The following is a 26,929-nucleotide window of genomic DNA, read 5'->3' as shown; positions in this document are numbered from 1 at the left end:
GAGTGATCATCAGTTTGATCGAACAGGGGTCCGTATGGCTGACGGGTCTGCCAGGATGTCCGGCATGACGAGCGAGAATCAACCCAAGGCCGGCCACCGAGGCACCCCCACCAGCACCGAGTTCCGCGCGTTCATGGCCTCCGGATGGGCGACCGACGACCGTTCGCCCACGCCCCGTGCGGAGGTCGCCGACCACGCGGCCCGCCGACGGGCGGACCTGTCCCAGCGGTTCCCCGGCGAGCGGCTCGTCATCCCCGGTGGCGGCCTGAAGGTACGCAGCAACGACACCGACTACACCTTCCGGCCGCACACCGCCTTCGCCCACCTCTCCGGGCTCGGCGCACACGCCGAGCCCGACAGCGTCCTCGTACTGCACCCCAGCCCCGAGGGCGGACACCAGGCCGTCCTGTACTTCCGCCCGCCGGCGCCGCGGGACACCGAGGAGTTCTACACCGACTCCCGGTACGGGGAGTTCTGGGTCGGCTCCCGCCCGACCATCGCGGACGTCGAGTCGCAACTCGGCCTCACCGCCCGCCACATCGACTCGCTCGCCGACGACCTGGCCAAGGACGACGCCGCCGCCCGGCTGCGCGTGGTCCGGTCCGCCGATCCGCAGCTCACCGAGCTCGTCGACACCACCCGCGCCCAGGCGGGCACGTCCCTGTCCGGTGAGCAGCAGGAGGAGGCCGACGAGGAACTGGCTCGCCACCTGTCCGGCATGCGGATCGTCAAGGACGAGTGGGAGATCGGCGAGATGCGCAAGGCGATCGCCGCCACCCACGAGGGATTCGACGCGATGATCGCCACCCTGCCGGAAGCCGTGCGCAAGCGGCGCGGTGAGCGGTGGGTCGAGGGGATCTTCGGCCTGTACGCCCGGCACGAGGGCAACGGGGTCGGATACGAGTCGATCTGCGCGTCCGGCGACCACGCCAACACCATCCACTGGACGAAGAACACCGGCGAGATCCGCGAGGGCGACCTGATCCTGATCGACGCCGGGATCGAGATCGACTCCCTGTTCACCGCCGACATCACCCGCACCCTTCCGGTGACCGGTCGCTTCACCGACGTACAGCGCAAGATCTACGACGCGGTCCACGAGGCACAGCAGGCCGGCATGGCAGCGGTGAAGCCGGGCAACAAGTTCAGCGACATCCACGCCGCCGCGAACGAGGTCATCGCACGCCACCTGCACGCGTGGGGACTGCTGCCCGAGGGAGTCACGCTCGAGCAGACCCTCGACCCGGAGCACGGCGGCTGGCACCGCCGCTGGATGGTCCACGGGACCTCCCATCACCTGGGCATGGACGTGCACGACTGCCAGCTGCTGCTGCGCGAGGAGTACATGGACGGCGAACTGAAGCCGGGCATGATCCTCACGGTCGAGCCGGGCCTGTACTTCAAGGCGGACGACCTGCTGGCACCGGAGGAGTTCCGCGGCATCGGCGTACGCATCGAGGACGACGTGCTGGTGACCGAGGACGGTTACGAGAATCTCTCCGCCGCGATGCCGCGCGGTTCCCACGAAGTGGAGGAGTGGATCGCGCGGGTGCTGCGGTAGGGGCTCGCACATGGCCCTCCCGGCCGTGCCCCTGCCGGCGATCCGGCAGAGGCACGGCCGAGCTGTTTGCACGGAGGGTTCATCGGTTGCCCGGGCCGCGGAGTGAGTGGCGCTGGACGAGCCGGGCGATGTCACGTGCGGTGATGATGCCCACCAGAAGCCCGCCTTCCGTGACAAGGATCCGTATGCCGCTCCTGCTCGGGCGGACCTTCTCGAGCGTGTCCTCCACGAGGTCCTCCGGCGCGCAGGTCGTGCACTGCGACAGCGGGGTCGCCACGTCACGTACACGCAGTTCGGTGCGCTGCGAAACGGGGATCCGCGCGAACCGCGACAGGTCGACCAGGCCGCTGGGGCGGCCCTCGAAGTCGATCAGGGGCAGGGCGGAATGGCGGGCCCGCATCGCCACGTCCTCGACACACCGTTCCACGGTGAGCCAGTCGGGGCAGGTCTCCACAGGGCTCGACATGGCGTCGGCCGCCCGTACCCCGTGCAGGGCCGAGGACATTCCGGCCTGCCGTCGCTCCGCGTTGGCGACGATCAGGACGAAGAACCCGACGACCATCAACCACAGACCGCCCAAGGCGCCGAGCAGCACGTAGACCCAGCCGCCGGCGATCAGCAGGAAGCCGAGTACCTGCCCACTGCGGGCGGCCGCTCGTTCGGCCCGCTCCCGGTCCCCGGTACGCCACCAGATCAGCGACTCCACCACACGCCCTCCGTCGAGCGGCGCGGCGGGCAGCAGATTGAACACTCCCAGCAAGAAGTTCACCCATGCCAGCCACACCAGGACGGCCGCCGGCATCGCCCAGCCGAACAGCGCGTTCAGCCCGACGCCCGCACCGAGCGCCGCCCCGCCGACGACAAGGCTGGTGAGCGGCCCGCCGACAGCCACCAGAAAGGCCGCGCCGGCGGTGCGCGGCTTGCCCATCTCGGTCATCCCGCCCAGCGCCCAGAGCGTGACGTCCTCGACACGGATGCCCTTCCTCCGGGCGATGATCGCGTGCGCGGCCTCATGAGCCAGCAGGCTTCCGATGAGCAGCAGGGCCCCCACCATGCCCGCGACCGCGTACGCGGCGTTCGGCTGGTCCGGAACCCAGGCAGGGAGCGTCTGCGCCCCCAGGCTGTATCCGAAGAGGACCACGAGCAGGGGCACGGTCCAGTGGATGCGCAGCGGCACACCGAGAACTCGTCCGATCCGCACCGAGCCGTTCATCGCCGTCTCCTCTGGCTGAAGCAGTCGTCCTCCGCCCGAGCCGAGGCCGTCCGCCTACTCACAGTGTTGCTCGACCCGCGCACCCGGGTACGGACTGGGCACATGATGGAGACATGGCCGACGACACACAACGAGGCAGGCAGGGGGAGAGCGGTCACCGCACGGTCCCGCACACGGCCGATGTGCGGATCGAGGCGTGGGGAGCGAGCCGGGAGCAGTGTCTGGCGGAGGCTGTGCTCGGGATGGTGGCGTGCTTCGCGGACGTCTCCGGCGTGCGGCCGACCGCGGTGCGGCAGGTGGAGCTGGCCGAGTCCGACGACGACGATCTGCTGATCGCGTCTCTGGACGAGGTCATCTACCGGCTGGAGGTACACGGCGAGGTGCCGGTGGATGTGGAGGCGGAGGCGACGGACGGGGGACTCGACGTACGGCTGGCCGTAGCCGACCTGGCAGCGGTACGGATGATCGGCGCCACGCCCAAGGCCGTGTCGTGGAGCGATCTGCACCTTGCCCCGGGCCCGTACGGCTGGTCCTGCGCGGTGACGGTCGACGTGTGACGGAGTGATCCATAACGGTCCGATCCATGACGATCCGATCCGTGACGGCCCGGCCTACCCCTTCACCACCCCCAGCGGGACGAGCCGGACCACCTTGCGGCACAGCCCCGCGCCCTCGCTCGCCTCCACCACGGCGGAGACGTCCTTGTACGCCTCCGGTGCCTCCTCGGCCAGGCCCTGCAAGGACGCGCCGCGTACCGCGACCCCCTGCGCCTCCAGGCGGGACCGCAGCTCCCGGCCGCGCACCGCACGCACGGCCGCGTGGCGGCTCAGGACCCGGCCGGCCCCGTGGCAGGTGGAGAAGAACGCATCGCCGTCGGGGACCCCGGTCAGGACGTACGAGGCGGTGCCCATGGTGCCGGGAATGAGCACCGGCTGCCCGGCCCCGCGCAGATCCTCCGGCAGGTCGGGGTGGCCGGGCGGCAGCGCCCTGGTGGCACCTTTGCGGTGGACGCACAAGGTACGCGGTTTCCCCTGCACGAGATGGGTCTCGATCTTGGCCAGGTTGTGGGACACGTCGTACACCAGCGAAAGACGGGCGCCCAGCTCGCGGCGGAAGACACGGCGGGCCGCTTCGGAGAGAAGCTGACGGTTGGCGCGGCCGTAATTGGCCGCGGCTCCCATCGCGCCGAGATACGCGCGCCCTTCCGACGAGTCGACCGGGGCGCAGGCCAGCTGCCTGTCGGGAACGGTGATGCCGTGCCGAGGCATGGCCTGGTTCATCGTTCGCACATGGTCCGTGCAGACCTGGTGCCCCAGACCGCGCGAGCCGCAGTGGATCATCACGCAGATCTGGCCGAGGGCCAGTCCGAAGGCGGCGGCGACCGGCTCGTCGTAGACCTCGGCGACCTCCTGCACCTCCAGGAAGTGGTTGCCCCCGCCCAGGCTGCCGACCTGTCCGAGCCCCCGCTCCATCGCCCGCTCGCTCACCTGGGACACGTCCGCGTCGGGTACCGCCCCGTCGTCCTCGCAGCGGCTCAGATCGCGAGGCTCTCCATGGCCCTTCTCGACGGCGTACCGGGATCCCCCCTCCAGCACCCCCTTGAGCTGAGCGGTACTGCTCAGCTGCCAGACCGCGCCGCGTCCGGCACCGCGCGGAGTGTCCCAGCCCAGTCCGTCCATCAACGCGGACAGCGCAGGTGCGAGGTCCTGCCGGTCGCAGTCCGCGGCCAGCAGGCGCACGCCGCAGGAGATGTCGAACCCGACACCGCCGGGTGAGACCACCCCGCCCTCCTCGACGTCGGTCGCGGCCACCCCACCGATGGGAAAGCCGTAGCCCCAGTGAACGTCCGGCATCGCGTACGAGGCCGTCACGATGCCCGGCAGCGTCGCCACATTGGCGACCTGCTCCAAGGCCTTCTCGGCGTCCCGCAGCAGTACGGACGAGGCGAACACGATCCCGGGCACCCGCATGCCGGGCCGCGGATCGATGCGGTAGCGGTACGGGCGCTCCTCCACGAGCTCCATGGCAGCCTCCAGGGTTCTCCGAACCTGCCCCGCGGCGCGAGTGCCCGCTTTCGCGCCGCGGGATGCGCCGCCACTCCGGCCTCGCCCCAGGCAGGGCGAGTGAATGGCGCCTGACGGGCGAAAGCCCAGGTCAGGCGCCCGTCGTCGGGTCGGCACGGGGCGGTTCGACGACCGAGAGGGCTGCCCGATGCGCCTCGGCGTCGTACGAGATCACGGCCAGGACCGTACCGTCCGCGGACCAGGACAGTCCGCGGTCGGCGAGCCGGTGGTCGCGGGGGGCCCGGTAGTGGACCTCCCGTGCGCCGTTGACCAGAGGGTGGAGGACGACCGAGGCGCCGTCGGCCCGGGCGGTGTGCGTGCCGCTCGCGAGGTAGGAGCCGTCCGGGGAGGCGGCCACCGCCGTCGGTGCGTGCCCGGTGTGCCATACCCCCTTGCCGGACAGGTCCGCGGTCGCGAAGCCGTCGATGCGGTCCTGCGACCCGGCGGCCGTGTACAGCGTCGTCCCGCCGGGGCTGACCGCGAGGTCGGTGAGGTTGCTGCCGCCCCGGTCCTCGCGGACGCCCGGGACGAGGGCGCCGTCCTTCACCTCGTAGACCCGGACGTTCACCGGGCTGATGTGGGGTTGGCTCGCGACGAGGGTCGCCGGCGTGGATGCCCCGGCCGTCGGCCGGCTCGTCGCGAGGAGCGGGGCCCGTTCGAATCTCTGCGGGTCCGTGGCGAGGTCCTTGGGCGGAACCTGCTGGTCGAGCGTCACCTTCGCGGGCCGGCGCGCGTCGTCCAGCCGGCCGATCGCGCCTGTCCAGGCGTCGCATCCGTAGCCGAACCAGACATCGGTACCGGTACGGGTGAGGTGGGTCGGACAGGTGTGGGCACCGGTCGCGTGGCGCGCCTTCTCGGTGAGGGTCGCGGTGTCGAGGGCGACGATGGCGTCGGCGGCGGCGAGCGCCACGTAGAGCGTCGAGCCGTCCTCGCTCAGGACGAGGCCGGAGGCCCCGGGCAGGTGCTCCACGGTCTGCCGCAGCCGGCCGTCGTACCCGTAGACGTCGATCGCGGAGGCGGAGGGGCCCGTGCTGACGTAGACCTGCCGCTGTCCCTGGTCGACGGCGGAAGCGAAAGGGGCCGTCCCGTGGGCCGGTTCGCCGACGGCGGCCGGTACCCGGTCCGCCGCCCTGCCCGTCGCACCGGCCGCACTCGTCGCACCGGCCCCGGCCGCGACGATGCCGATCAGTACGGCCGCGCGCACCCGCTGTCTTCTCATGCTGCACCTCGCTTGTGTCGGTGATCTCTTCACGGCAGTTCCGGCAGCAGTGCCGGCCACGCGCCGACCTCGTCACGGAGCGGTCCGGGCTCCATCAGCGGATGGAGGTCGGCGATCGGCCTGAGGAGGTTCTTCAGCCGCCGCAGCGCGCGGATCTCCGGCAGCGTGCGCGCACGCCAGTCCCGCGCCGAAGTCCGCGCCTCGGACAGTGACATCCCCGCCTCCTCCAGGAAGGTCCGGGCGGCGTCCTCGGGATCGAGGAGCCGGACGCCGGGCGTCAGGTCCCCGGGGCGCAGCCGCAGCAGCAGCGAGGTGAGGTTCAGCCGGCGCACGAGGCATTCGTCGTGCGGCACCGCACCCGACGCCTCGGCCCGCTCCAGGAGGAGGTCGACCGCGATCGCATAGTCGCGGACCTCCGTTCCGTCGCCCGTCTCGGCGTGCGCGACCGCGCGCCGCGTCAGCGTCAAGATCAACGCAAGCCATTGGTTCGTCGCGGAGCTCGGATCGTTCGGCGATCCGGCGACCGCGACCCGTTCCCCGGATCCGAGCCGCTCGGTGAGTTCCCACGGGGCGAGGTCGCTCAGTTCGCGCATGCTCAGGGCCATGGCCATCAGAATTCCACCCCGTGCTTCCGGAACGCCTCTTTGCCGATCTCCAGGCTTTCGAGCGACGGCTGGAAGTGACCGCTGTGGTTGTTGATGTCCAGCCCGAAGTACTGACCGCGCGAACCGGCCACACTGGCCTCTCCCGCCGCGCGTACGGGAGCGCCTCCGCTGAGGACCGCGTGCGAGATCTCCTGGCCCTGGGCGAACTTCGGCATCACGACCAGGCGTCCGTCCTCCAGCACAGCCCATTTCAGCTGCTCGCCGCTGTCGACGAGGTCGTCGAACCCCTGCGTGCCGGGTGACACGGGGCGTACGCCGTGGCGCTCGGCTGTGGCCAGTTCCTCGCCGAGCGTCTTGTCCATCCGATTGGGGAACAGGCCGTTCCCGCCGCCCGGGCTCCCCGACTCCGACAGCATGCGGTTGACGTCGGAGCCGAACTCGGCCGCGCCGTGCATCACCATGCCGAACCCGAGGCCCGCGAGACCGATACCGGCGGCCGCACCGCCCGCTCCGGCGGCGCACGACCCCGCCGTCACGGGCGCGCCGACACCGGTGGCGAGCAACGGAACACTCAGCCCACAGGCGGCCGCACCGCCCGCGATCAACAGCCCGCCGCCCACCACGGCGGCGCCGCCGAGCAGGCCCTCCGCGACGTCGGTGGCGAGTTCGAGGGTGTCCAGGGCGACCTCGCCGACGTCCGCGAGGAAGTCGAAGAAGTCGTGACCGTCGATCTCCACGTTGCTGACGGGGTTGCCGCCCGCGAAGGCGTAGCGGTTCGCCGTCCACGGATCGGTGGTCAGGCGGAGGTCGGACAGGGCCCCGTTGTACATGTCCCGGGAGAGGAACTGGTTCAGCTCCGGGCGGTAGTCGCGGAAGCCCATGTCGTACGTCCCGGCGCGGGCGTCCCACCGCTTGGCGTTGTAGCGGTGGACGTTGTACGGCTCCTTGTCGGGATGCGCCGGGTCCGGCCGGTCGACGCCGGTGAAGGCCTTCTCGTCGTTCTGCCCGTAGGCGGTGTAGCCGTAGGTGGCCCTGGTGTCGCCGGACTCGTCGGTCAGCGTCTCGACGTCACCGCGCGATCCGTAGCCGAAATACGTGGTCTCCTGTTCGGCGCTCCCCTCCCTCCTCGGCTTCGTCTGGGACAGGCGCTCGCCGCCGGGCCCGTACTCGTAGCGGGCGCGCCGAGTGCCGTCGACCTCCTCCGAGAGCAGCCGATCGGTCAGCCCGATGTAGTGGGAGACGGTCGTCCTCCCCTTCGCCTCGGTGGTGATGCGGCGGTCCAGCGGGTCGTAGGTGTACTCGGTCGGGGACGTCTGCAGTCCGACGCCGGTGGGAGCGTGGTGCCGGACCACCCGGTCGAAGCCGTCGTACGCGTACTTCTCGGTCTCGTGACCGGCCTGGGTCACCCGGCTGAGGCGGCCGAAGGGGTCGTAGTGGTACGAGGCCGTGGCGCCGGACGCGCTCGCCGAGACCAGCCGGTCGCGGTCGTAGCGGAAGGTGGTGGTACGGCCGTCGACCGACTGGTGCACGACGTTGTTGCGGGCGTCGTGGCGGTACTCCTCGGTGCGCTCCGCGCCGTCGCCCGTCTTGGCGACCTTCTCGATCCGGCCGCGCGGGTCGTAGTCGAACGTCGAAGTGACGTCGCGATGGGCGCCGTGGTCGTCGGCGTCCATGGTGCGCGCCTTGTCGAGGCGGCGGTGGCCGTCGGGCGTGTACTCGAGCTCGTGCCGGGCGACGAGCGTGCCGCCGGACTTCTTCTCCTCGATCAACAGGGGGAGGCCGTCGAGGTGGTACGTGTGGCGCAGGACGTTGCCGTTGTCCTTGACCTGCCGGTCAAGGCGCCCGAGGAGGTCCCAGGCGAAGGTCGTGGTGGTCGTCTTCCCCGCGCCGGGCTCGGGTGTGGTGACGGCGGTGCGGAGCAGGTCCCGTTCGTCGTACGCGAACGTCGACTCCTCCTCGTCGTACGTCCGTCGGGTCGGGTTGCCGTTGGAGTCGTAGCGGTACGTGGTGGTGTGGCGGGGCTCCGGATCGTTCGGGGAGGCGTACTCGCCGACGGTCGTGGGGCGGCCCAGCTCGTCGTGGGCGACGGCGTACTTCGCGACCTGCGGGCTGGTCCCGGAGTCGTGCATGGCGATGAGGTTGCCGTCCGGGTCGTAGTCGTAGCGGAACGCCTTCCGGTCCTTCTCGACACCGGGGTTGTCGCGGACGAGCCGGACGGCGTCGGCCAGTACGGCGGCGTCGGGTCCGTCCGTGAGGGTGACGCGCCGGACCTTCTCGTCGTCGAAGGCCCAGCGGCCCAGCGACGCCCAGGTGCCCGCGGCCTGTTTCTGATCCACCGTCACTGTCGCCGTGCCGCCGTCGTGTTCGACGGTGTACGTGGCGCGTTCCGCCGTCGCGCCGACGGGCACGTGGGCGAACACCTCGTACGAACCGCCGGTCGGGATGAGGGCGTTCCAGGTGAAGGCGGCCGGGCCGCCGCCCGGCTCGTGGCGTACGAAGCGGTTGCCCCAGCCCCCGGTGGCCTGTGGTTCCCAGGGCCCGGTGGCGGTCGTGCGGCCGAGGTCGGCGTCGTCGACCAGGACCGTGTCCGATCCGACCGGCGTGCCCTGGTCCCGGCGGCTCAGGATGCGTCCGTCGGCCGCGTACTGCCAGTGCATCTCCCGGAAGGAGCCGCCGTCTCCGGTGAGCCTGCGGCTCGTCTGGTGGCCCACGGGGTCGTAGTCGTACTCCGTCCGGACCTGCCACGGGTCGGTGCTCGTCCGGACCCAGCCGTTGTCGAAGTGGGTGAAGACGGTCTCGTCGGGGGACGGGCTGCCCTGCGGCGCGGGCGCGCCCGTCCGGACGAGACGGCCGACCGGGTCGTACGCGTAGCGGAGGACGTCCGGCCGGTCGACCCGAGGGTGCGACGGGTCGTAGGGAAGGCGACGCTCCGTCAGTCGGCCGAGGGCGTCGAAGACGGAGACCTCGGCGAGGCTCTCCTTGTCCTCCGCGACGGCCCGGGGCGAGTACACCTTCGTCCGGTTGCCGGCCTCGTCGTAGACATAGCGGGTTGTGCGGTGCTCGACGGAGCCGTCGGCGGCGCGCCGGTGCGGCACCTTGACCTCGACGGGGGCGCCGAGGGCGTCGAGCGTGACGAGGGTCTCGTTGCCGAGCGCGTCGATGGTGCGCACGACGTGGCCGTCACGGTCATGGACCTGCCGCCGGGTGGCTCCCGCCGCGTCGGTGACGGCGACGACGCGGTGGGCGAGATCGTAGGTGGTGCGGGTGGTCGGCGCGTGCGGCTCCTCCAGGGTGTTGGTGCGCGGGTCCCACTGGGCGACGGCGTTGCCGACCGCGTCGTAGCGGAAGGTGGTCCGGCCGCCCAGCGCGTCGCGGTGCTCGACGACCTGGCGGAGCTCGTCGTAGGTGATGCGGGTGGTGAAGTCGTCGGGGTCGGGGGTCAGGGCGCCCTTCGGCGAGGTGCTGCGGACCAGGTTGCCGACCGGGTCGTACGCGTAGGTGGTGAGGCGTTCGGGGTCCTCCGCCCGGTCCTTGGGCTCCCGCGCGGAGACCATGAGGTCCCCGGCGTCGTACCCCAGGGTGGTGACGGCGCCGCTCGCGGAGGTGGAACGGAGCACGTTGTCGTTGCGGTCGTAGACGGGGGGAGGGGTCACGGCGTAGCGGCCGGCGGCCCGGTCGATCGGCTGACGGGTCTCCAGCGGGCGGCCGCGGACGTCGTAGCCGTAGGTGCTCGTGCTCCCGGCCGCGTCCGTGACGGAGAGGACGTTGCCGACCGCGTCGTACCGGAAGGAGGTGGTGTGGCCGAGGGCGTCGACGATGCGCCGCGGCGAGCCCGTCGGGTCGTGGTCGGCGAACCTGGTGCTGCTGCGGCGTGCGTCCACGCTCTCAAGCAGCCGGCCCGCCGCGTCGTACACGTTGCGGCCGGTGCAGCGGTCCGGATTCCCGCCCTCCGCGTTGCAGCGCGGGTCGGCGATCCGGACGAGGTTCCCCGCGGCATCGTGGCCGAACGTCCAGCGCCGGCCCTCCGGAGTCACCTTCTCGACGAGGTCGGCGACATGGCCGCCCAGCGCGGTGCGGTAGCTGAGGCCGGTGGAGGACCTGTCGTGGGCGTTGGCGACGGGATCGGTGATGGACAGCGGGTAACCGGTGGCGTGGTCGTACGTCCAGGTCGTGCGAGCGCCGTTGGGCTCGCGCTGTTCGATGACGTTGTGGTCGGTGTCCCAGCCCAGTCGTGTGACGCCGCCCTTGGCGTCGCGGGCGCGCAGCGGTCGGCCGAACCCGTCCACGGTGTAGGCGGTCGGGTGCCCGGCGGCGTCGGTCACGGTCATGGTTCCGGTAGCGCTCGCCGGGGAGACAGCCCGGCCGTCCCGTTGCGCCGCCCCCCACGCGAAACGGGTCGTGCCGCCGCGGCGGTCGGTGACGCCGCGCACTCGGGCGGGGACGGCGGACGGTTGCGTGTAGGCGAGCTGCGTGGGATGGCCGAGCGGGTCCGACACCCGGTGCAAGAGGGGCCGGGCGCCGTGCTTCGGGGTGAGGTAGGCGAGGCTCAGGGAGCGTTCCGCGCCGGTGCCCGCGGCGTCGGTGACGCGGGCCAGGTGCCCCTGCGCGTCGTAGAGGAATGTGACGCGGCGTCCGGAGACGTCGACGACTGCGCGGAGGCGGCCGACGTGCGGACTCCCGGCCGCCACACGGCCCGTGCGCACGGAGCGCGCCCCCGTGGGGAGATAGTCGTACGTGTCACCCGCGCGCAGGTGATCGAGTGTCAGGACCACGCGTCCGGAGGCGTCCCGGACCTGGTGCAGCCTGCGGTCCCGACCGGTGTCGTACGCGAACCGCAGGGTGTTGCCGTTGCGGTCGACGATCGCGGTGGGCCGCCCGTCGACGGCGTAGAAGAACTGGGTTCGGTCGGGGCGGGTGAACGACCAGGCCCGGTCCCGGTCCTTGCTGCCGGTGCGCTGGAGGTGGAGATGGACGCCCGGAGGGTGTTCGTAGTCCCAGGCGGCCGGGTCGTCGCTGCCGTGGCGGTCGAGCCGGAAGAGGTGGCCGGTTCCGTCGCCGTCGACGAGCCGGACCGTCGCGGGCAGACCCGCTCCGCCGCGATCGGCCGGCCCGAAGGCCAGGGGTGTGCCGAGCCGGCTCAGGCCGGCGGCCGCGACCGACCAGCCGGGTCCGGCCGCTGTACTGCCCCGAGCGTCGAGGCTGTTGTACGTCACCCGGAGGAACGCCGCCGGTCCGAGGGACGGATGGGCGAAGACGTTCCAGCCGAGCACGGCGTTCCCGGTCGCCGCCTCGACCATGAGGGCGGCGCCCGCTCCGACCGGTACCTGCGTGTACTGGCGGAACTTCTCCAGGCCGAGAGCGTCCGACGCGGGTGAAGAGCCGGAGCGCGGGGGCCGGTCCACCCCTGCGGGTGTCCGCGCGGGCGGACGGTAGGCGGGCTCGCGGTGCGGAACGGGAACGCCGGAGGGAATGAGCCGTCCTCGGTGCCGCCCCGGCTCGGGCTTCCAGCGGATCGACCACGCCGACCGCTGTGGAGAGACGGAAGCGCCGGTGCGACCGACGGCAGCCTCCGCGGCGGGCGCGAGCAGGCTCAGCGCGACCACGACGACGCAGGCGATCCGGAACCGGGGCATCGGCGCTCGCTCCTTCGACATACGGACTGGGGTTCGTATGGGGTGACTCGATTGTCACAGTAAGTGATCAAATGTCGCATTGAGTGACGGCGCGCTCGAGCGGGCATCCGCGGTCGTGGCCTGACGGCTCGGCGAGCTCGATCGCGAGAGCCGGCAGTCCGGACGGTGACCGGTCCGGCTTGACCGATGGGTCTGCGGCAACGTACGTTCGGGCGCGCCGACTCGTGAGCTGCCGGAAGGAGGCGACGTCGGATGTCGACCTTCTCCGATCTGCATCGCCTCGCCCGACAGGCGGCCTGGGTTCCCGGTCGTGTAGCACACGGCTGCTGAGCAGCCCTCTTCCCGGCGTGCCCGTCTGCGGCCCCGGCATCCTTTTTTGATTTCTTTCACCCGCCCTGCGGCACGTCGTTGCGTGCCGGTCTGCGCTGCGGGTTCTCGAGCTGCGCCACCGAAAGGGAAGGCTCTTCAAGAATGGCGACGAGGACAATCAGATCGACCCTGGACCGAACTGGGGACATGTCATGACGGCCGCACGGATCACGGTCAATGGGAAAGAAACCCCGATGTCACCGGCTGCGCCCCACACGACCGTGCTGGATTTTCTGCGCGAGCGTGGCCTCACCGGCACCAAGGAGGGCTGCGCCGAAGGCGAATGCGGCGCCTGCTCGGTCCTGGTGGCCCGTCCGGGGGTGAACAAGCCCACCGACTGGGTGGCGGTCAACGCCTGTCTGGTCCCGGTCGCGGCGCTCGACGGTCAGGAGATCGTCACCTCCGAAGGGCTCGCCACCGTCGGCGAGCCCGGCACGCCGCCCGAGCTGCACCCTGTGCAGGAGGAGATGGCGGTCCGCGGCGGCTCCCAATGCGGTTACTGCACGCCGGGATTCATCTGCAGCATGGCCGCCGAGTACTACCGGCCCGACCGCTGCGCGCACGCGGATTCCGACTCGGCCGACAGCACCGACCCCGAGCACGGTCCGAACGGCACCGACCCCGAGCACGGTCCGAACGGTTTCGATCTGCACGCGCTGAGCGGAAACCTGTGCCGCTGCACCGGTTACCGCCCGATTCGCGATGCCGCGTTCGCCGTCGGGGCACCCGCTGACGAGGACCCGCTGGCCCAGCGCCGCGAGCAGTTGCCGCCCGCGCCGGTCGCCACCGAGTACAGCCAGGACGACAGCACGTTCCTGCGCAAGAACACCCTGGCCGAGACACTGCAGTTGCTGCGCGAGCGGCCCGACGCGGTCGTCGTCGCCGGCTCCACCGACTGGGGCGTGGAGGTGAACATCCGTTCCCGTCGGGCGGATTGCGTGATCGCCATCGACCGGCTGCCCGAACTGCGGGAGCTGCGCGTCGAATCCGACCGCATCGAGATCGGCGCGGCGCTGACGCTCACCGAGATCGAGCGCCGCCTCGACGGTGACGTCCCGCTCCTTGCGGAGCTGTTCCCGCAGTTCGCATCCCGGCTCATCCGCAACGGCGCGACCCTCGGCGGAAACCTGGGTACCGGCTCGCCGATCGGCGACAGCCCGCCGGTGCTGCTCGCCCTGGAGGCGTCGGTGGTGCTCGCCGACGCCGACGGTGAGCGTGTGGTCCCGCTGGCGGAGTACTTCACCGGCTACCGGCAGAGCGTCCGTCGCCCCGGTGAGCTGATCCGCGCGGTGCGCATCCCGCTGCCGCTGTCGCCCGTCACGGGCTTCCACAAGATCGCCAAGCGGCGCTTCGACGACATCTCCAGCGTGGCGGTCGCCTTCGCGCTGGACATCGAGGACCGCGTCGTCCGCAAGGCACGCATCGGCCTGGGCGGCGTGGCCGCCACCCCGATCCGCGCGCTCGCCACCGAGGCGGCCCTGGAGGGCAAGCCGTGGTCGGCGGAGACCGTCGAGGCCGCGGCCCGGGTGCTGCGCGGCGAGGGCACACCGATGGACGACCATCGCGCCAGCTCCCTCTACCGTTCCGCGATGCTCGGCCAGAGCCTGCTGAAGCTGTACGCACAGACCACCGAGGCGGTGTCGTCATGAGCCAGTTGTCCGAGCGTCCCGAAAAGCCCGTCGTCGGCGTTTCTATGCCGCACGAGAGCGCCGTCCTGCACGTCACCGGCGCCGCTCTCTACACCGACGACCTGATCCACCGCACCAAGGACGTGCTGCACGCCTACCCGGTCCAGGTCATGAAGGCCCGCGGCAGGATCACCGCGCTGCGCACCGAGCCCGCGCTCGCCGTGCCCGGTGTGGTCCGCGTGCTGACCGGCGCCGACGTGCCCGGCGTCAACGACGCCGGCATGAAGCACGACGAACCGCTGTTCCCCGACGAGGTCATGTTCCACGGCCACGCGGTCGCCTGGGTGCTCGGCGAGACCCTGGAGGCGGCGCGGCTCGGTGCGGCGGCCGTCGAGGTGGAACTCGAGGAACTGCCCTCCCTGGTAACGCTCCAGGACGCGATCGCGGCGGGCAGCTACCACGGCGCCCAGCCCCTGATGGAGACCGGCGACATCGACGCCGGCTTCGCCGATTCCGCGCACGTGTTCACCGGCGAGTTCCAGTTCGCCGGTCAGGAGCACTTCTATCTCGAGACGCATGCGGCGCTGGCCCTGGTCGACGAGAACGGGCAGCTGTTCATCCAGAGCAGCACCCAGCACCCCTCGGAGACCCAGGAGATCGTCTCGCATGTGCTGGGCGTACCAGCCCACGAGGTGACCGTGCAGTGCCTGCGGATGGGCGGCGGCTTCGGCGGCAAGGAGATGCAGCCGCACGGGTTCGCGGCCGTAGCCGCGCTCGGCGCCAAGCTGACCGGTCGGCCGGTCCGGTTCCGGCTGAATCGGACCCAGGACCTGACCATGTCCGGCAAGCGGCACGGTTTCCACGCCACGTGGAAGATCGGCTTCGACGCGGACGGCCGCATCCAGGCCCTGGACGCCGCCCTGGTCGCGGACGGCGGCTGGAGCCTGGACCTTTCCGAGCCGGTGCTTGCCCGAGCGCTGTGCCACATCGACAACACCTACTGGATCCCCAACGCCCGCGTCGCCGGTCGCATCGCCAGGACCAACACGGTCTCCAACACCGCCTTCCGCGGCTTCGGCGGACCGCAGGGCATGCTGGTGATCGAGGACATCCTGGGCCGCTGCGCACCGCAGCTCGGCCTGGACCCCATGGAGCTGCGCGAGCGCAACTTCTACCGGCCGGGCCAGGGCCAGACGACGCCGTACGGACAGCCCGTCACGCAGGCCGAGCGGATCTCCACCGTCTGGCAGCAGGTGCAGAACGACGCCCGCATCGCCGACCGCAAGCGCGAGATCGCCGCCTTCAACGCCGCGCACCCGCACACCAAGCGGGCGCTCGCGCTCACCGGCATCAAGTTCGGCATCTCGTTCAACCTCACCGCCTTCAACCAGGGCGGCGCGCTGGTGCTGATCTACAAGGACGGCTCCGTCCTGATCAACCACGGCGGCACCGAGATGGGCCAGGGCCTGCACACCAAGATGACGCAGGTGGCCGCGACCACGCTGGGCATCCCGCTGCACAAGGTCCGGCTGGCCCCGACGCGTACCGACAAGGTGCCCAACACCTCGGCCACTGCCGCCAGTTCCGGGGCGGACCTCAACGGTGGGGCGATCAAGAACGCCTGCGAGCAGCTGCGCGAGCGGCTGCAGCAGGTGGCCGCCAGCCGGCTGGGCGCGAACGCCTCGGACGTACGCATCGTCGAGGGCGTCGCGCGCGCCCTGGGAAGCGACAAGGAACTCGCCTGGGACGACCTTGTCCGCACCGCGTACTTCCAGCGAGTTCAGTTGTCGGCGGCCGGGTTCTACCGGACCGAGGGTCTGCACTGGGACGCGAAGACGTTCAGGGGCTCGCCGTTCAGGTACTTCTCCTACGGCGCAGCCGCAACCGAGGTGGAGGTGGACGGCTTCACCGGCGCGTACCGCATCCGGCGGGTGGACATCGTGCACGATGTCGGCGACAGTCTGTCCCCGTTGATCGACATCGGTCAGGTCGAGGGCGGTTTCGTGCAGGGCGCGGGCTGGCTGACGCTCGAAGACCTGCGCTGGGACACCGGTGACGGGCCGAACCGCGGCCGACTGCTGACCCAGGCCGCGAGCACCTACAAGCTGCCGAGCTTCTCCGAGATGCCCGAGGAGTTCAACGTCACGCTCCTGGAGAACGCCACCGAAGAGGGCGCGGTGTACGGGTCCAAGGCGGTCGGCGAGCCTCCGCTGATGCTGGCGTTCTCCGTGCGGGAAGCGTTGCGGCAGGCCGCCGCGGCGTTCGGGCCGAGCGGGGTCAGCGTCGACCTGGCCTCGCCCGCGACGCCGGAGGCGGTGTACTGGGCGATCGAAGCAGCCCGCAGCGCCGACAAGGGGAGCGAGACCCCCGCCGACGCAACCGTTCTGAGCCATGCCTGACATGACCTGGGTCGCCGCGGTCGCGCGGTTGCGAGCACGCCGGGAACCCGGCGTGCTGGTGACCGTCGCGACCGTGCGCGGCCACGCCCCCCGCCGGGCCGGCGCCAAACTCGTCGTGGGTCGGACCGAGACCTGGGGCTCGATCGGCGGCGGCAACATCGAGGCCGTCGCGATCGACCGGGCTCACGAGCTGATCGGCACGCTCGATGCGGAGCCGGAGCTGATGGAGTTCGCGCTCAACGACAAGATCACCGGCCGACACGGCGTGCAATGCTGCGGCGGGGCCGTCACCGTACTGCTCGAACCGCTGCCGGTGGTCCCGGCGGTGGCGATCTTCGGCGTCGGCCATGTCGGGCTTGAGCTGGCTCGCATCCTGGCCCGCCACGACCTGGACCTGCATCTGACAGACACCCGCCCCGACATGCTCACCGACCAACGGCTCGACGTGCTCGCGGATGCGGTGGCGCAGATCCACGTGCGCCACACACCGCTGCTGCCGGAGGAAGTGCTCGAGGAGCTGGCACCCGGCACCCACATCCTGATCATGACGCATGATCACGCCGAGGACGCCGCACTGTGCGACGCCGCCCTGCGCACCACCGGTCTCGGCACAATCGGACTGATCGGCTCGGCCGCGAAATGGGCGCGCTTCCGGCAGCGCCTGGCCACCGAGGGCGGCCACGACCCCGCCACCATCGACCGGATCAAGACCCCGATCGGAATGACCGGGATCACCGGCAAGGAACCCGCCACGATCGCGGTGAGCGTCGCGGCGGACCTGCTCCGCATCTTCGAACGGGACAGCCACTGAGCCACCTGCCTCGGGCTGCGTTCACCGGCCCGCGGCACGGCCTCTCGCCGGCATGACATCAAGGCGGCGGCGGCGCGTTGCGGGGCCGTCGCGCGGGTCGATCGGCGATCCTGGGGCGACCATGCGGATGCTGCTCCTTGTCGTCTCGGTCCTTGCCGTCGCGAACGCGGTCATCAACCGGCTGGCACCCGGCCTTTACGTGCCCGTCTGCGTCACGACGACAGTCCTTCTCGTGCTGATCGCCCAGCGCTCCGGCCTGACGGCGGACGATCTGGGGCTCGGCAGGGACTCCGTCCGCCGCGGACTGCGCTGGGGGCTGATCCTGGCCGCGGCCGTCGTCATGGTGTTCCTGGTGGGGATCGCCGTGCCGTTCACCCGGGAGGCCTTCCAGGACGAGCGTGCCACGAGGCTGACCGCGACGGGGCTGGCGTACCACGTGCTGGTCCGAGTGCCGCTCGGCACGGTGCTGCTGGAGGAGCTCGCCTTCCGCGGTGTGCTGTGGGCCATGGCGGAACGACGGTGGGGCCACCTCCGGGCGACGGCCCTCTCCTCCTTCCTCTTCGGCCTTTGGCACGTCCTGCCGTCACGCGGGTTGACCCGTGCAAACGCGGCGGCCGCGGCGGTTTTCGGCACCGGCCCCGCCGGCGTGGCCCTGTCGGTGGCGACGGCTGTCGTCGGCACTGCCCTTGCCGGGGTGCTGCTCTGCGAACTCCGCCGCCGATCGGGCAGCCTGATTCCGCCCGTGGCGCTGCACTGCGCGCTGAACAGCACGGGGTACGTGCTGGCTTGGGCGGCGGGACGTTGGTGGGGCTCAACCGACTGCTGTTGATCCATTGACGTCCGGAGACTCCGCTCCTACGTTTTCGTTCGGACACACGGCCGTTGGCCGAAATATCGAACGAGAGGGAATCGCGTGCCCCGCACCGAGCGCACCGAACGTGCCACTCGCACCGCTCGTTTCACCCTTGATCCCGACTTCACCGTCGGCCCCGTCGATCCGCGCCTCTACGGATCCTTCGTGGAGCACCTCGGGCGCTGCGTCTACACCGGCATCCACGAGCCGGGCCACCCCGCCGCCGACGAGGACGGACTGCGCACCGACGTCCTGGAGCTCGTCCGCGAGCTCGGCGTCACCGCCGTGCGCTACCCCGGCGGCAACTTCGTCTCCGGGTACCGCTGGGAGGACGGCGTCGGTCCGGTCGAAGAGCGGCCGCGCCGGCTCGACGTCGCCTGGCGTTCCACCGAGAGCAACCGCTTCGGACTGAGCGAGTTCATGGCCTTCCTGCGCAAGACCGGACCGCAGGCCGAGCCGATGATGGCGGTCAATCTCGGCACCCGTGGCATCGCGGAGGCCATGGACCTCCTCGAGTACGCCAACCACCCCGGCGGCACCGAGCTCTCCGACCGCCGGATCGCCCACGGCGACAAGGACCCCTTCGGCATCCGCCTCTGGTGCCTCGGCAACGAGATGGACGGCACCTGGCAGACCGGGCAGAAGACCGCGGCGGAGTACGGCCGGCTCGCCGCCCAGACCGCTCGCGCACTGCGGCAGATCGACCCCGGTCTCGAACTCGTCGTCTGCGGCAGCTCGGCCCGCGACCTGCCCACCTTCGCCGCCTGGGAGGCGACCGTCCTGGCGGAGACGTACGAGGTCGTCGACCACGTCTCGCTGCACGCCTACTACGAGGAACTGGACGGCGACCGGGACTCCTTCCTCGCGTCCGCCGTCCACATGGAGGCCTTCATCCGGGAGGTGATCGCCACCTGCGACCACGTCGGCGCCCGGCTCAAGTCCCCGAAACGGCTCACCCTCTCCTTCGACGAGTGGAACGTCTGGTACCAGCGCCGGCCCAGTCCGCACCCGGTGGAGGACTGGCAGGAGGCGCCCCGCCTCCTGGAGGACGTCTACACGGTCACCGACGCCGTCGTCCTCGGCACCCTCCTGATCGCCCTGCTCCGCCACGCCGACCGGATCGCCGTGGCCTGTCTCGCCCAACTCGTCAACGTGATCGCCCCGATCATGACCGAGCCCGGCGGCCCCGCCTGGCGCCAGACCACCTTCTTCCCCTTCGCGCAGGCCTCGCGGTACGGCCGCGGCACGGTGCTCGACGTGCGGGTGGACGCGCCCACGTACGCCACGCAGCGGTACGGGGACGTACCGCTGCTGCATGCCACGGCCGTGCGCGGCGAGGACGGGGCAGTGACCCTCTTCGCCGTGAACCGCGACCGCCACGCGCCGCTGCCTCTGGAGGTGGCGCTGCGCGGTCTCGACGTGAGCCGGGTGGTGGAGCACACCGCGCTCGCCGACGCGGATCCCGAGGCCCGCAACACGCTCGACGCGCCGGAGCGGGTCGTGCCGCACGCCGTCCAGGGCGCCACCGTCGAGGACGGACGGCTGCGGGCGGTCCTGGAGCCGATGTCCTGGAACGTCGTCCGGCTGGCCTGACCCGTTCGTTTGAATCCTTTCATCACGGGCTGGGGTGTCGGCCCGTGGAGCGCTTCAGGAGATCTTGTCCGAAACGTTGACGTGGCTGACGGGCGACCCTACCTTGTCTCAGCAAGCGCTTTCCTGAAACGTTCTAATCACACGCGCGGAGGACGAACTGTGCGTACTCAAGGCACTGTTGACCGTCGGAGTCTGCTGAAGGTAGCGGGCGGCTCATTGGCGGCTGTCGGCCTGACCGCGGCGGGCTGTGGCACCGGCTCCGGCTCAGGGGACGGAACCGTCACCCTCCGGTATGCCTGGTGGGGCTCCGACGACCGGGCCAAGCGGATCAACCAGTCGATCGCCCTCTTCGAGAAGAAGTACCCGAAGATCAAGATCAAGACCGACTTCCAGCCCTACGCCGACTTCTGGAAGAAGTTCAACACCCAGGCGTCGGGCGGGAATCCGCCGGACGTCTTCCAGAACGCCATCGGCTTCCTGCGCAAGTACGACAAGAAGAACGTCCTCCTCGACCTGCGCGAGCAGGTCGAGGCCGGGCACCTCCGCCTCGACGGATTCCGGGCCGGACTCGAGAAGTTCGGCGACGTCGACGGCAAGCTGCTCGGCATCCCCGTCGGCAGCAACTCGATGGCCCTCGTCGTCGACCAGGCCGTGTTCACCAAGGCCGGCGTCACCCCGAAGCCCGGCTGGACCTGGGACGAGTACCACGCGGCCCTGGCCAAGATCCAGGACACTCAGGGCCGGGCCGGCGACGCGGGCCCGTACGGGATCATGTACCTGTACGACCTCTACCTGCGCCAGCACGGCAAAGCCTTCTTCACCACCTCCGGACTCGGCTTCAGCGAGGCCGATCTGACGGACTGGTGGGCCAAGGCGTACGACCGCGTGAAGTCCGGCGTCTACGCCGACCCGAGGAAGACCATCCAGGCCAAGCCCAAGTCGGCGGTCACGGCCGAACTCGCCGGATGCGAGTTCACCTGGGACAACTTCGCCGTCCGCTACACCTCCGAGGGCAAGAGCCAGTACGGACTCGCCCCCATACCCACCACGGACGGCCGCAAGACGGGCCAGTACCTCGGCTCTCTGATGCTCAGCGGCTCGCGCCGCACCAAGCACCCCAAGGAAGTGGCCCAGTTCATCGACTTCATGGTCCACGACCCCGAGGTCGGCAAGATCATGGGCTACGACCGGGGCGTCCCGGCCACCGAGGCCCAGTACCAGGCGTACGTGCCCGCCGACCCGGTCGGCAAGCAGATCGCCGCGTACGAGAAGCAGCTCGTCGAGTCCCGCGTCCTGGAACCGATCACGCCGCACCCGGCCGGCGCCGACGTCTGCGAGTCCGCCTTCCTGCGGCTCTCCGAGGAGATGTCCCTGGGCAAGCGGCCCGTCGCGGATGCGGTGAAGCAGTACTTCACCGAGGCGAAGACGGCGCTCTCCTCCTGATGGACGCCGCCGTGACCTCCGCACCGAACCCCGCGACCGGGCCGGCGACCGGCCCGGCGACGCCCGCCCTCCCGGACGGGAAGCCCGCCCGCGCGGACTCCCCGTCCGGCGGCGGGCGTCCGCCCCGGGTGGACCGTCGTCGCCGGGCGGGCCGCGCCACGCGGTCCGCCACCGCCCGCCGTGAGAACCTCGCCGGCTACCTCTTCATGTCCCCCTGGATCGCGGGCTTCCTGCTGCTCACCGCGGGACCCATGGTCGCCTCGCTCTACTTCGCCTTCACCGACTACAACCTCTTCGACGCCCCGAAGTGGATCGGCCTCGACAACTTCACCGAGATGTTCGGCGACCCCCGCTGGCGCACCTCCGTCGAGGTCACCGGCTGGTACGTGGTCATCGGCACCCCGCTGAAGCTGGCCGCGGCCCTCGGCGTGGCCCTGCTGCTCAACCAGAGCCGGCGCGGACAGGGCTTCTACCGGGCCGCGTTCTACGCCCCCTCGCTCATCGGGGCCAGCGTCTCGATCGCCATCGTCTGGCGCGCGCTCTTCTCCGACGGCGCCGCCGTCGACCGCGCCCAGCAGGCCCTCGGCATGGACGCCGGCGGCTGGATCGGCGACCCCGACCGGATCATCTACGCCCTGATCGGCCTGACCGTCTGGCAGTTCGGCGCCCCGATGGTCATCTTCCTCGCCGGACTCAAGCAGGTGCCGCGCGAGCTGTACGAGGCGGCCGAGGTCGACGGCGCGGGCCCGTGGCGGAGATTCTGGAGCATCACCCTGCCGATGATCTCCCCCGTGCTCTTCTTCAACGTGCTCCTGGAGACGATCCACTCCTTCCAGATCTTCGGCTCCGCCTACATCATCGGCAGCCAGGGCAACGCCTGCGGCCCGGCCGACGGCACCCTCGTCTACACCTGCTACCTCTACATCCAGGGCTTCGAGAACAGCCGGATGGGGCTGGCCTCGGCGATGGCCTGGATGCTGCTGCTCGCCGTCGCCCTCGTCACGGCCGTCCTGTTCTGGTCCCAGCGACGCTGGGTGCACTATGAGGAGGGAGGCCGATGAGCCTCGCACGTACAGGGGCGCACACGGCTCCCCCTACCGGGGCGCGGACGACTCCCCCTACCGGGCCGCGGACCGGCTCCGCGCGCCGGGGCGGCCCTCAGCGCCGGGCCGGCTCCCTCGCCTGGCACGTCGGGGCGCTTGCCGTCCTCGCGGTCGTCCTCTACCCGGTGGTGTGGGTGATCGGCGGATCCTTCAAGCCGAACGACGAGATCGTCGGCAGCCTGGAGCTCTTCCCGACCGAGCCCATCACCGACAACTACCGCCGGCTCACCGACGGCATCGCCGACATCCCCATCTCCACCTTCTTCTCCAACTCGCTCCTCCTCGCGGTCGGTTCGGTCATCGGCGTGCTGCTCTCCAGCTCGCTCGCCGCGTACGCCTTCGCCAAGGTCGGCTTCGCGGGCCGGGGGCTGCTGTTCACGCTGATGATCGGCACGCTCCTGCTGCCGTACCACGTGCTGCTTATCCCGCAGTACGTGCTGTACCAGAAGCTCGAACTCATCAACACCTACACGCCGTTGCTGCTCGGCAAGTACCTCGCCACGGACGCTTTCTTCGTCTTCCTCACGCTTCAGTTCATGCGCGGACTGCCGAGGGAGCTGGACGAGGCGGCGCGCTTGGACGGCTGCGGGCACTTGAGGATCTACTGGTCGATCGTGCTTCCGCTGTGCCGGCCGGCGCTCATCACCAGCGCGATCTTCACGTTCATCAACGCGTGGAACGACTTCATGGGTCCGCTGATCTACCTCAACGAGCCCGAGAAGTACACGGTCTCGCTCGGTCTGAAGATGTTCGTCGACCAGGACGGCGTCGCCAACTACGGCGGCATGATCGCGATGTCGCTGGTGGCGCTGCTGCCGGTGGTGGCGTTCTTCGTCGCCTTCCAGCGGTACCTGATCGACGGCATGGCGACGTCGGGCCTCAAGGGATGAGGGACCGCTTCCTGGCCCGCTTCGGGGTCTTCGCCGAGTGCCTCCTCGTGGGGGTGTGGATCGCGGTCGCCGCGCTTCCGCTGGTCACGCTGCCGGCGGCGCTGGCCGCCGGCGCGGGGCACCTGCGGCGCTGGACGGAGGACGAGGAGACCGGTCTGCGGACCTTCGCCGCGGATCTGCGCGCGGCGGTACGGGGCGGCGGGTGGCTCGTGGGGCTCGGGTTCTGGGCTTCGCTCGCCCTCCTGTGGGTGGACCTCACGCTGGTCCGGGCGGTGCCGATCCCCGGCGGACGCCTGGCGGGCGCCCTCGGGGTCGTGGCGGCGCTCTGGCTGGTCGTCACCGTCCTGCGGGCGGCGACGGCCTGGCGCCCGGGCGGCGTCGGCTGGCGCCGTCTGCTTCCGGCCGCCGGCCGTCGCGCCCTGCGTGACCCGGCGGGTTCCTTCCTGGTCGTCTGCGGCCTGGCTGTGATCGCCGCCTCCGCCTGGTTCTCCGGCCCGCTGGGCGTCCCGGCCCTGGGCGTCGTTGTTGCCGCGGCGCTTGCGGCGGAGCGGCGGGTTTCCGCCGCCGAGCCGCTCATCGTCTGACCTCTGCATACCCCCCGGACCGGGGGCCCGATTCGTCGCGCCCGGGTTCCCGGTCCGGGGTCCGCGTGGGCCGCTCCGGGGTCCGCATTCGGGACTGCATGATTTACGGCGCGGATCCGGCCCTCGCCCACTGAACGCCCTTGGCGCGCCACAAATCACGCTTTACGTCCCGAACGCGGCCCCCTGCGCGTCCCCCGCTCCCGTTCGTCTTCCGTCGAAAGGACCGTTCATGTCCGCCATACCCCGCCGCTCTCTTCTCAGGGCCGCCGCCGTGGCCGGTGCCGCCGCGCAGTTCAGCTGGGTGCTCGGGCGCGACCGGGCATACGCAGCCGCGCCCGCCGCCGATCCCGGTCGGCCCGCCACCGTTCGTTGGTTGGAGCCCGGCGGGCTCGGGGCCGCCGGTGGGTCGACCTTCGGCGCCGCCTGGCCCAAGGGTGTTCATCCCGCCGATCAGGAGTTCGCCCTCACGACCGTCGACGGCGCCCCCGTCCCCGTACAGACCTGGACCACCGCCAGATGGCCCGACGGTTCGCTCAAGTGGACCGCCCATGCCGTCGGGCCCGGAGCGGCTGCCGGAGTTGAGCTGTTCTCCCTTGCGCCCGGCACCGCTGTGACGGGGGCGAAGACGGTCGCCGTCAGCGAGACCGAGCGTCGGATCACTGTCGACAGTGGTGTCGTTCGTGTCGTTGTTTCCAAGGACGGTGGCAAGCTCGTCGAGTCCGTGACCCGCGACGGCGTGAAGATCGCCACCGACGGCCGGCTCGTCCTGCTCCGGCAGAGCGACCTCGACGACGGCGACCAGGGCAACGCCAAGTGGGAGCGGTTCGACGGTGAGATTTCGGGAGCCGTCGTCGAACAGCGCGGACCCGTCCGGGCCGTGGTCCGGATCGATGGCAAGCACCGTAAGGGGAGCCGCAGTTGGCTGCCGTTCTGTGTGCGTCTCTATTTCTATGCGGGGTCCGAGTCCTTCAGGATGATCCATACGATCACTTATGACGGGGATCAGAACAAGGACTTCATCCGCGGGCTTGGCGTCCGCTTCAGCGTGCCTCTGCGCGACGCCCACTACGACCGGCACGTTCGCATCGCCGGCGAGGGCGACGGGTTCCTCACCGAGGCCGTGAAGGGCATCACCGGTCTGCGCCGCGACCCCGGCGCCGCCGTCCGCAAGGCGCAGGTCAGGGGCGAGAAGCTGCCCGATCCCGCAACTTGGGACCAGCGCGTCACCAGTCGGCTGCAGTACATCCCTACCTGGGGCGACTACACCCTCTCCCAGCTCTCCGCCGACGGCTTCACCCTGCGCAAGCGCACCAAGGCGGGTCACGGCTGGATCCCGGCCGGAGGAGGCCGGCGGGCGAGCGGCTTCGGCTATGTCGGCGGTGTGAGCGGTGGGCTTTCCTTCGGGCTGCGGGACTTCTGGCAGAAGCACCCCGCCCAGCTCGACATCCGCGGCGCCGCCGGAGACGAGGCCGAGGTGACGCTGTGGCTGTGGTCGCCCGAGGCCCAGCCCATGGACCTGCGCTTCTACCACGACGGCATGGGGCAGGACACGTACGCTGAGCAGCTCGAAGGTCTCAACATCACGTACGAGGACCACGAGCCCGGGTTCGGTACCCCTTACGGCATCGCCCGCACCAGCGAGTTGATGTTCTGGGCCAATGCTGCGACTCCTGCCGCCGACGTCCTCGTCGCCCAGGCTGCCGCCGTGCGTACCCCGCCGCAGCTCGCCGTCGCCCCCGAGGACCTCGTCCACGCCCGTGTCCTCGGCGGACTCTTCTCGCCCGTCGACCGCTCCACCCCCGCCAAGGCGAAGATCGAGGACCATCTCGACTACCTGTTCACCTACTACAAGGACCAGGCGGAGCAGCGCCGTTGGTACGGCTTCTGGGACTACGGCGACATCATGCACACCTACGACGAGGACCGGCACCAGTGGCGGTACGACGTCGGCGGCTACGCCTGGGACAACTCCGAGCTCTCGCCCGACCTGTGGCTCTGGTACGCCTATCTGCGCTCCGGCCGCGCGGAAGTCTTCCGTTTCGCCGAGGCCATGACCCGTCATACCGGCGAGGTCGACGTCTACCACCTCGGCACCTGGGCCGGCCTCGGCACCCGGCATGGCGTCCAGCACTTCGCCGACAGTGCGAAGCAGCAGCGGATCTCCACGGCTGTGTATCGCCGGCCCTACTACTTCCTCACCGCCGACGAACGCGTCGGTGACCTCATGCACGACCTGGTCGATTCGGATGAGACCTTCCTCGTCCTCGACCCCATCCGGAAGATCCGTACCGCGCCCTACACGCCCGACCGGCATGCCCTCTCGATCGGGTTCGGTACGGACTGGAGCGGGCTCGCCGCGGCCTGGCTCACCGAGTGGGAGCGTGGCGGGCCGAAGGCCGCCAAGGCCGAGGCGCGGCTGCGGTCCACCATGGAGACCATCGCCGCCCAGCCCAACGGCTTCGTCCAGGGCACCGGCCTCTACGACCTCGACACCGGGCGTTTTGCGATTGCCGACAAGCCGGTGGTCGGTGTCTCTCATCTTTCCGCCATGTTCGGCCTCGTCGAGATGTGCGCCGAGCTCATCGATCTCATCGACATGCCCGCGTTCAAGAGCGCCTGGCTGGACTACTGCCGCTACTTCAACGCCACCAAGGCCGAACAGGCCGCCCGCTACGGGCAGAACTTCGGCACTCTGCTTCTCTTCCAGGGGCATTCCCGGCAGGACGCCTACGCGGCGGCCCAGTTGAACGACACCAAGCTCGCCCAGCGTGCCTGGGCCAAGTTCGACAAGAGCGACGGCTACACCGCCGCCATGGTCTGGGACAAGACGCCCGTCCAGGGCTCCGACGCCCTCGAACCCGGCTACGAGCACCTGTGGATCAGCACCAACACCACCGCCCTGTACGGCCTCGCCGCCATCCAGAACCTCGCCCTCGTCGGCGACCACCTGCCCAACTGACCA

17 protein-coding genes are annotated in these 26,929 nt (G+C 70.6%); 12 read left to right on the top strand and 5 right to left on the bottom strand.

The features are described from left to right. Positions 1 to 64: 64 nt before the first annotated feature. Entirely contained in the window at positions 65 to 1,561 is a 1,497-nt protein-coding gene (locus ACZ4VI_RS01135) for an aminopeptidase P family protein (RefSeq protein ID WP_467996254.1), read from the top strand. Positions 1,562 to 1,640: 79 nt separating this feature from the next. Here the strand turns inward: ACZ4VI_RS01135 and ACZ4VI_RS01130 are convergent, their stop codons facing one another. Then, entirely contained in the window at positions 1,641 to 2,774 is a 1,134-nt protein-coding gene (locus ACZ4VI_RS01130) for a site-2 protease family protein (protein WP_467995473.1), read from the bottom strand. 113 nt (positions 2,775 to 2,887) lie between these two features. On the opposite strand from ACZ4VI_RS01130, the gene ACZ4VI_RS01125 reads away from it, so the two are divergent. Next, complete coding sequence (locus ACZ4VI_RS01125) at positions 2,888 to 3,331, top strand: archease (RefSeq protein ID WP_467995471.1); 444 nt, start codon at positions 2,888 to 2,890, stop codon at positions 3,329 to 3,331. Positions 3,332 to 3,385: 54 nt separating this feature from the next. On the opposite strand, the gene ACZ4VI_RS01120 is transcribed toward ACZ4VI_RS01125, so the two are convergent. The 4 genes from ACZ4VI_RS01120 to ACZ4VI_RS01105 all read right to left on the bottom strand — a co-directional run bounded on the left by ACZ4VI_RS01120 (position 3,386) and on the right by ACZ4VI_RS01105 (position 12,294). Next, positions 3,386 to 4,798, bottom strand: a complete 1,413-nt coding sequence (locus tag ACZ4VI_RS01120; RefSeq protein ID WP_467995469.1) for an RtcB family protein — start codon at positions 4,796 to 4,798, stop codon at positions 3,386 to 3,388. A gap of 130 nt (positions 4,799 to 4,928) precedes the next feature. Next, positions 4,929 to 6,056, bottom strand: coding sequence for a hypothetical protein (locus tag ACZ4VI_RS01115; protein ID WP_467995467.1), 1,128 nt, complete (start codon positions 6,054 to 6,056; stop codon positions 4,929 to 4,931). A 29-nt stretch (positions 6,057 to 6,085) separates the two neighbouring features. Then, on the bottom strand, positions 6,086 to 6,661 hold the full coding sequence (locus ACZ4VI_RS01110) for a hypothetical protein (protein WP_467995465.1): 576 nt from the start codon (positions 6,659 to 6,661) through the stop codon (positions 6,086 to 6,088). Between the two features lie 5 nt (positions 6,662 to 6,666). Next, positions 6,667 to 12,294, bottom strand: a complete 5,628-nt coding sequence (locus ACZ4VI_RS01105; RefSeq protein WP_467995463.1) for a golvesin C-terminal-like domain-containing protein — start codon at positions 12,292 to 12,294, stop codon at positions 6,667 to 6,669. Between the two features lie 521 nt (positions 12,295 to 12,815). Between ACZ4VI_RS01105 and ACZ4VI_RS01100 the strand changes: the two genes are divergently transcribed. The 10 genes from ACZ4VI_RS01100 (at position 12,816) to ACZ4VI_RS01055 (ending at position 26,926) form a co-directional block, all read left to right on the top strand. Further along, positions 12,816 to 14,312: a xanthine dehydrogenase small subunit gene (locus tag ACZ4VI_RS01100; RefSeq protein WP_467995461.1), complete on the top strand. Its 1,497-nt coding sequence runs from the start codon at positions 12,816 to 12,818 to the stop codon at positions 14,310 to 14,312. Further along, complete coding sequence (gene xdhB, locus ACZ4VI_RS01095) at positions 14,309 to 16,690, top strand: xanthine dehydrogenase molybdopterin binding subunit (protein WP_467995459.1); 2,382 nt, start codon at positions 14,309 to 14,311, stop codon at positions 16,688 to 16,690. Before ACZ4VI_RS01100 ends, xdhB begins: the two co-directional genes overlap by 4 nt. A 1-nt stretch (position 16,691) precedes the next feature. Beyond that, the gene (gene xdhC / locus ACZ4VI_RS01090) at positions 16,692 to 17,501 is read left to right on the top strand and encodes a xanthine dehydrogenase accessory protein XdhC (RefSeq protein WP_467995457.1); all 810 of its coding nucleotides are present in this window, start codon (positions 16,692 to 16,694) and stop codon (positions 17,499 to 17,501) included. 121 nt (positions 17,502 to 17,622) lie between these two features. Then, positions 17,623 to 18,330 carry a lysostaphin resistance A-like protein gene (locus ACZ4VI_RS01085; protein WP_467995455.1) on the top strand — a complete coding sequence of 236 codons (708 nt, stop codon included), beginning with the start codon at positions 17,623 to 17,625 and terminating at the stop codon, positions 18,328 to 18,330. Between the two features lie 84 nt (positions 18,331 to 18,414). Then, positions 18,415 to 19,947, top strand: a complete 1,533-nt coding sequence (arfA, locus tag ACZ4VI_RS01080) for an arabinosylfuranosidase ArfA (protein WP_467995453.1) — start codon at positions 18,415 to 18,417, stop codon at positions 19,945 to 19,947. A 159-nt stretch (positions 19,948 to 20,106) separates the two neighbouring features. After that, positions 20,107 to 21,390 (top strand): ABC transporter substrate-binding protein, encoded by a 1,284-nt coding sequence (locus tag ACZ4VI_RS01075; protein WP_467995452.1) that lies wholly within the window; start codon positions 20,107 to 20,109, stop codon positions 21,388 to 21,390. Further along, the gene (locus ACZ4VI_RS01070) at positions 21,390 to 22,451 is read left to right on the top strand and encodes a carbohydrate ABC transporter permease (protein WP_467995450.1); all 1,062 of its coding nucleotides are present in this window, start codon (positions 21,390 to 21,392) and stop codon (positions 22,449 to 22,451) included. The genes ACZ4VI_RS01075 and ACZ4VI_RS01070 overlap by 1 nt, the downstream gene beginning before the upstream one ends. Beyond that, positions 22,448 to 23,383 (top strand): carbohydrate ABC transporter permease, encoded by a 936-nt coding sequence (locus ACZ4VI_RS01065; protein WP_467995449.1) that lies wholly within the window; start codon positions 22,448 to 22,450, stop codon positions 23,381 to 23,383. The genes ACZ4VI_RS01070 and ACZ4VI_RS01065 overlap by 4 nt, the downstream gene beginning before the upstream one ends. Then, the gene (locus ACZ4VI_RS01060; RefSeq protein ID WP_467995447.1) at positions 23,380 to 23,967 is read left to right on the top strand and encodes a hypothetical protein; all 588 of its coding nucleotides are present in this window, start codon (positions 23,380 to 23,382) and stop codon (positions 23,965 to 23,967) included. The genes ACZ4VI_RS01065 and ACZ4VI_RS01060 overlap by 4 nt, the downstream gene beginning before the upstream one ends. 229 nt (positions 23,968 to 24,196) lie before the next feature. Further along, positions 24,197 to 26,926: an exo-rhamnogalacturonan lyase family protein gene (locus ACZ4VI_RS01055; protein WP_467995445.1), complete on the top strand. Its 2,730-nt coding sequence runs from the start codon at positions 24,197 to 24,199 to the stop codon at positions 26,924 to 26,926. Positions 26,927 to 26,929 lie beyond the last annotated feature (3 nt).

The organism is Streptomyces sp. NPDC029169 (assembly GCF_055563935.1).
This window is presented reverse-complemented; position numbering and strand designations above follow the sequence as displayed.

What these genes read in the sequence shown, in the direction of transcription:
- ACZ4VI_RS01105 (WP_467995463.1), bottom strand. Translation starts at nt 12,294, where the DNA reads ATGCCCCGGTTCCGGATCGCCTGCGTCGTCGTGGTCGCGCTGAGCCTG.
- ACZ4VI_RS01135 (WP_467996254.1), top strand. Translation starts at nt 65, where the DNA reads ATGACGAGCGAGAATCAACCCAAGGCCGGCCACCGAGGCACCCCCACC.
- ACZ4VI_RS01060 (WP_467995447.1), top strand. Translation starts at nt 23,380, where the DNA reads ATGAGGGACCGCTTCCTGGCCCGCTTCGGGGTCTTCGCCGAGTGCCTC.
- xdhB (WP_467995459.1), top strand. Translation starts at nt 14,309, where the DNA reads ATGAGCCAGTTGTCCGAGCGTCCCGAAAAGCCCGTCGTCGGCGTTTCT.
- ACZ4VI_RS01070 (WP_467995450.1), top strand. Translation starts at nt 21,390, where the DNA reads ATGGACGCCGCCGTGACCTCCGCACCGAACCCCGCGACCGGGCCGGCG.
- ACZ4VI_RS01115 (WP_467995467.1), bottom strand. Translation starts at nt 6,056, where the DNA reads ATGAGAAGACAGCGGGTGCGCGCGGCCGTACTGATCGGCATCGTCGCG.
- ACZ4VI_RS01120 (WP_467995469.1), bottom strand. Translation starts at nt 4,798, where the DNA reads ATGGAGCTCGTGGAGGAGCGCCCGTACCGCTACCGCATCGATCCGCGG.
- ACZ4VI_RS01110 (WP_467995465.1), bottom strand. Translation starts at nt 6,661, where the DNA reads ATGGCCCTGAGCATGCGCGAACTGAGCGACCTCGCCCCGTGGGAACTC.
- ACZ4VI_RS01065 (WP_467995449.1), top strand. Translation starts at nt 22,448, where the DNA reads ATGAGCCTCGCACGTACAGGGGCGCACACGGCTCCCCCTACCGGGGCG.
- xdhC (WP_467995457.1), top strand. Translation starts at nt 16,692, where the DNA reads ATGACCTGGGTCGCCGCGGTCGCGCGGTTGCGAGCACGCCGGGAACCC.
- ACZ4VI_RS01100 (WP_467995461.1), top strand. Translation starts at nt 12,816, where the DNA reads ATGACGGCCGCACGGATCACGGTCAATGGGAAAGAAACCCCGATGTCA.
- ACZ4VI_RS01130 (WP_467995473.1), bottom strand. Translation starts at nt 2,774, where the DNA reads ATGAACGGCTCGGTGCGGATCGGACGAGTTCTCGGTGTGCCGCTGCGC.
- ACZ4VI_RS01085 (WP_467995455.1), top strand. Translation starts at nt 17,623, where the DNA reads ATGCGGATGCTGCTCCTTGTCGTCTCGGTCCTTGCCGTCGCGAACGCG.
- ACZ4VI_RS01055 (WP_467995445.1), top strand. Translation starts at nt 24,197, where the DNA reads ATGTCCGCCATACCCCGCCGCTCTCTTCTCAGGGCCGCCGCCGTGGCC.
- ACZ4VI_RS01125 (WP_467995471.1), top strand. Translation starts at nt 2,888, where the DNA reads ATGGCCGACGACACACAACGAGGCAGGCAGGGGGAGAGCGGTCACCGC.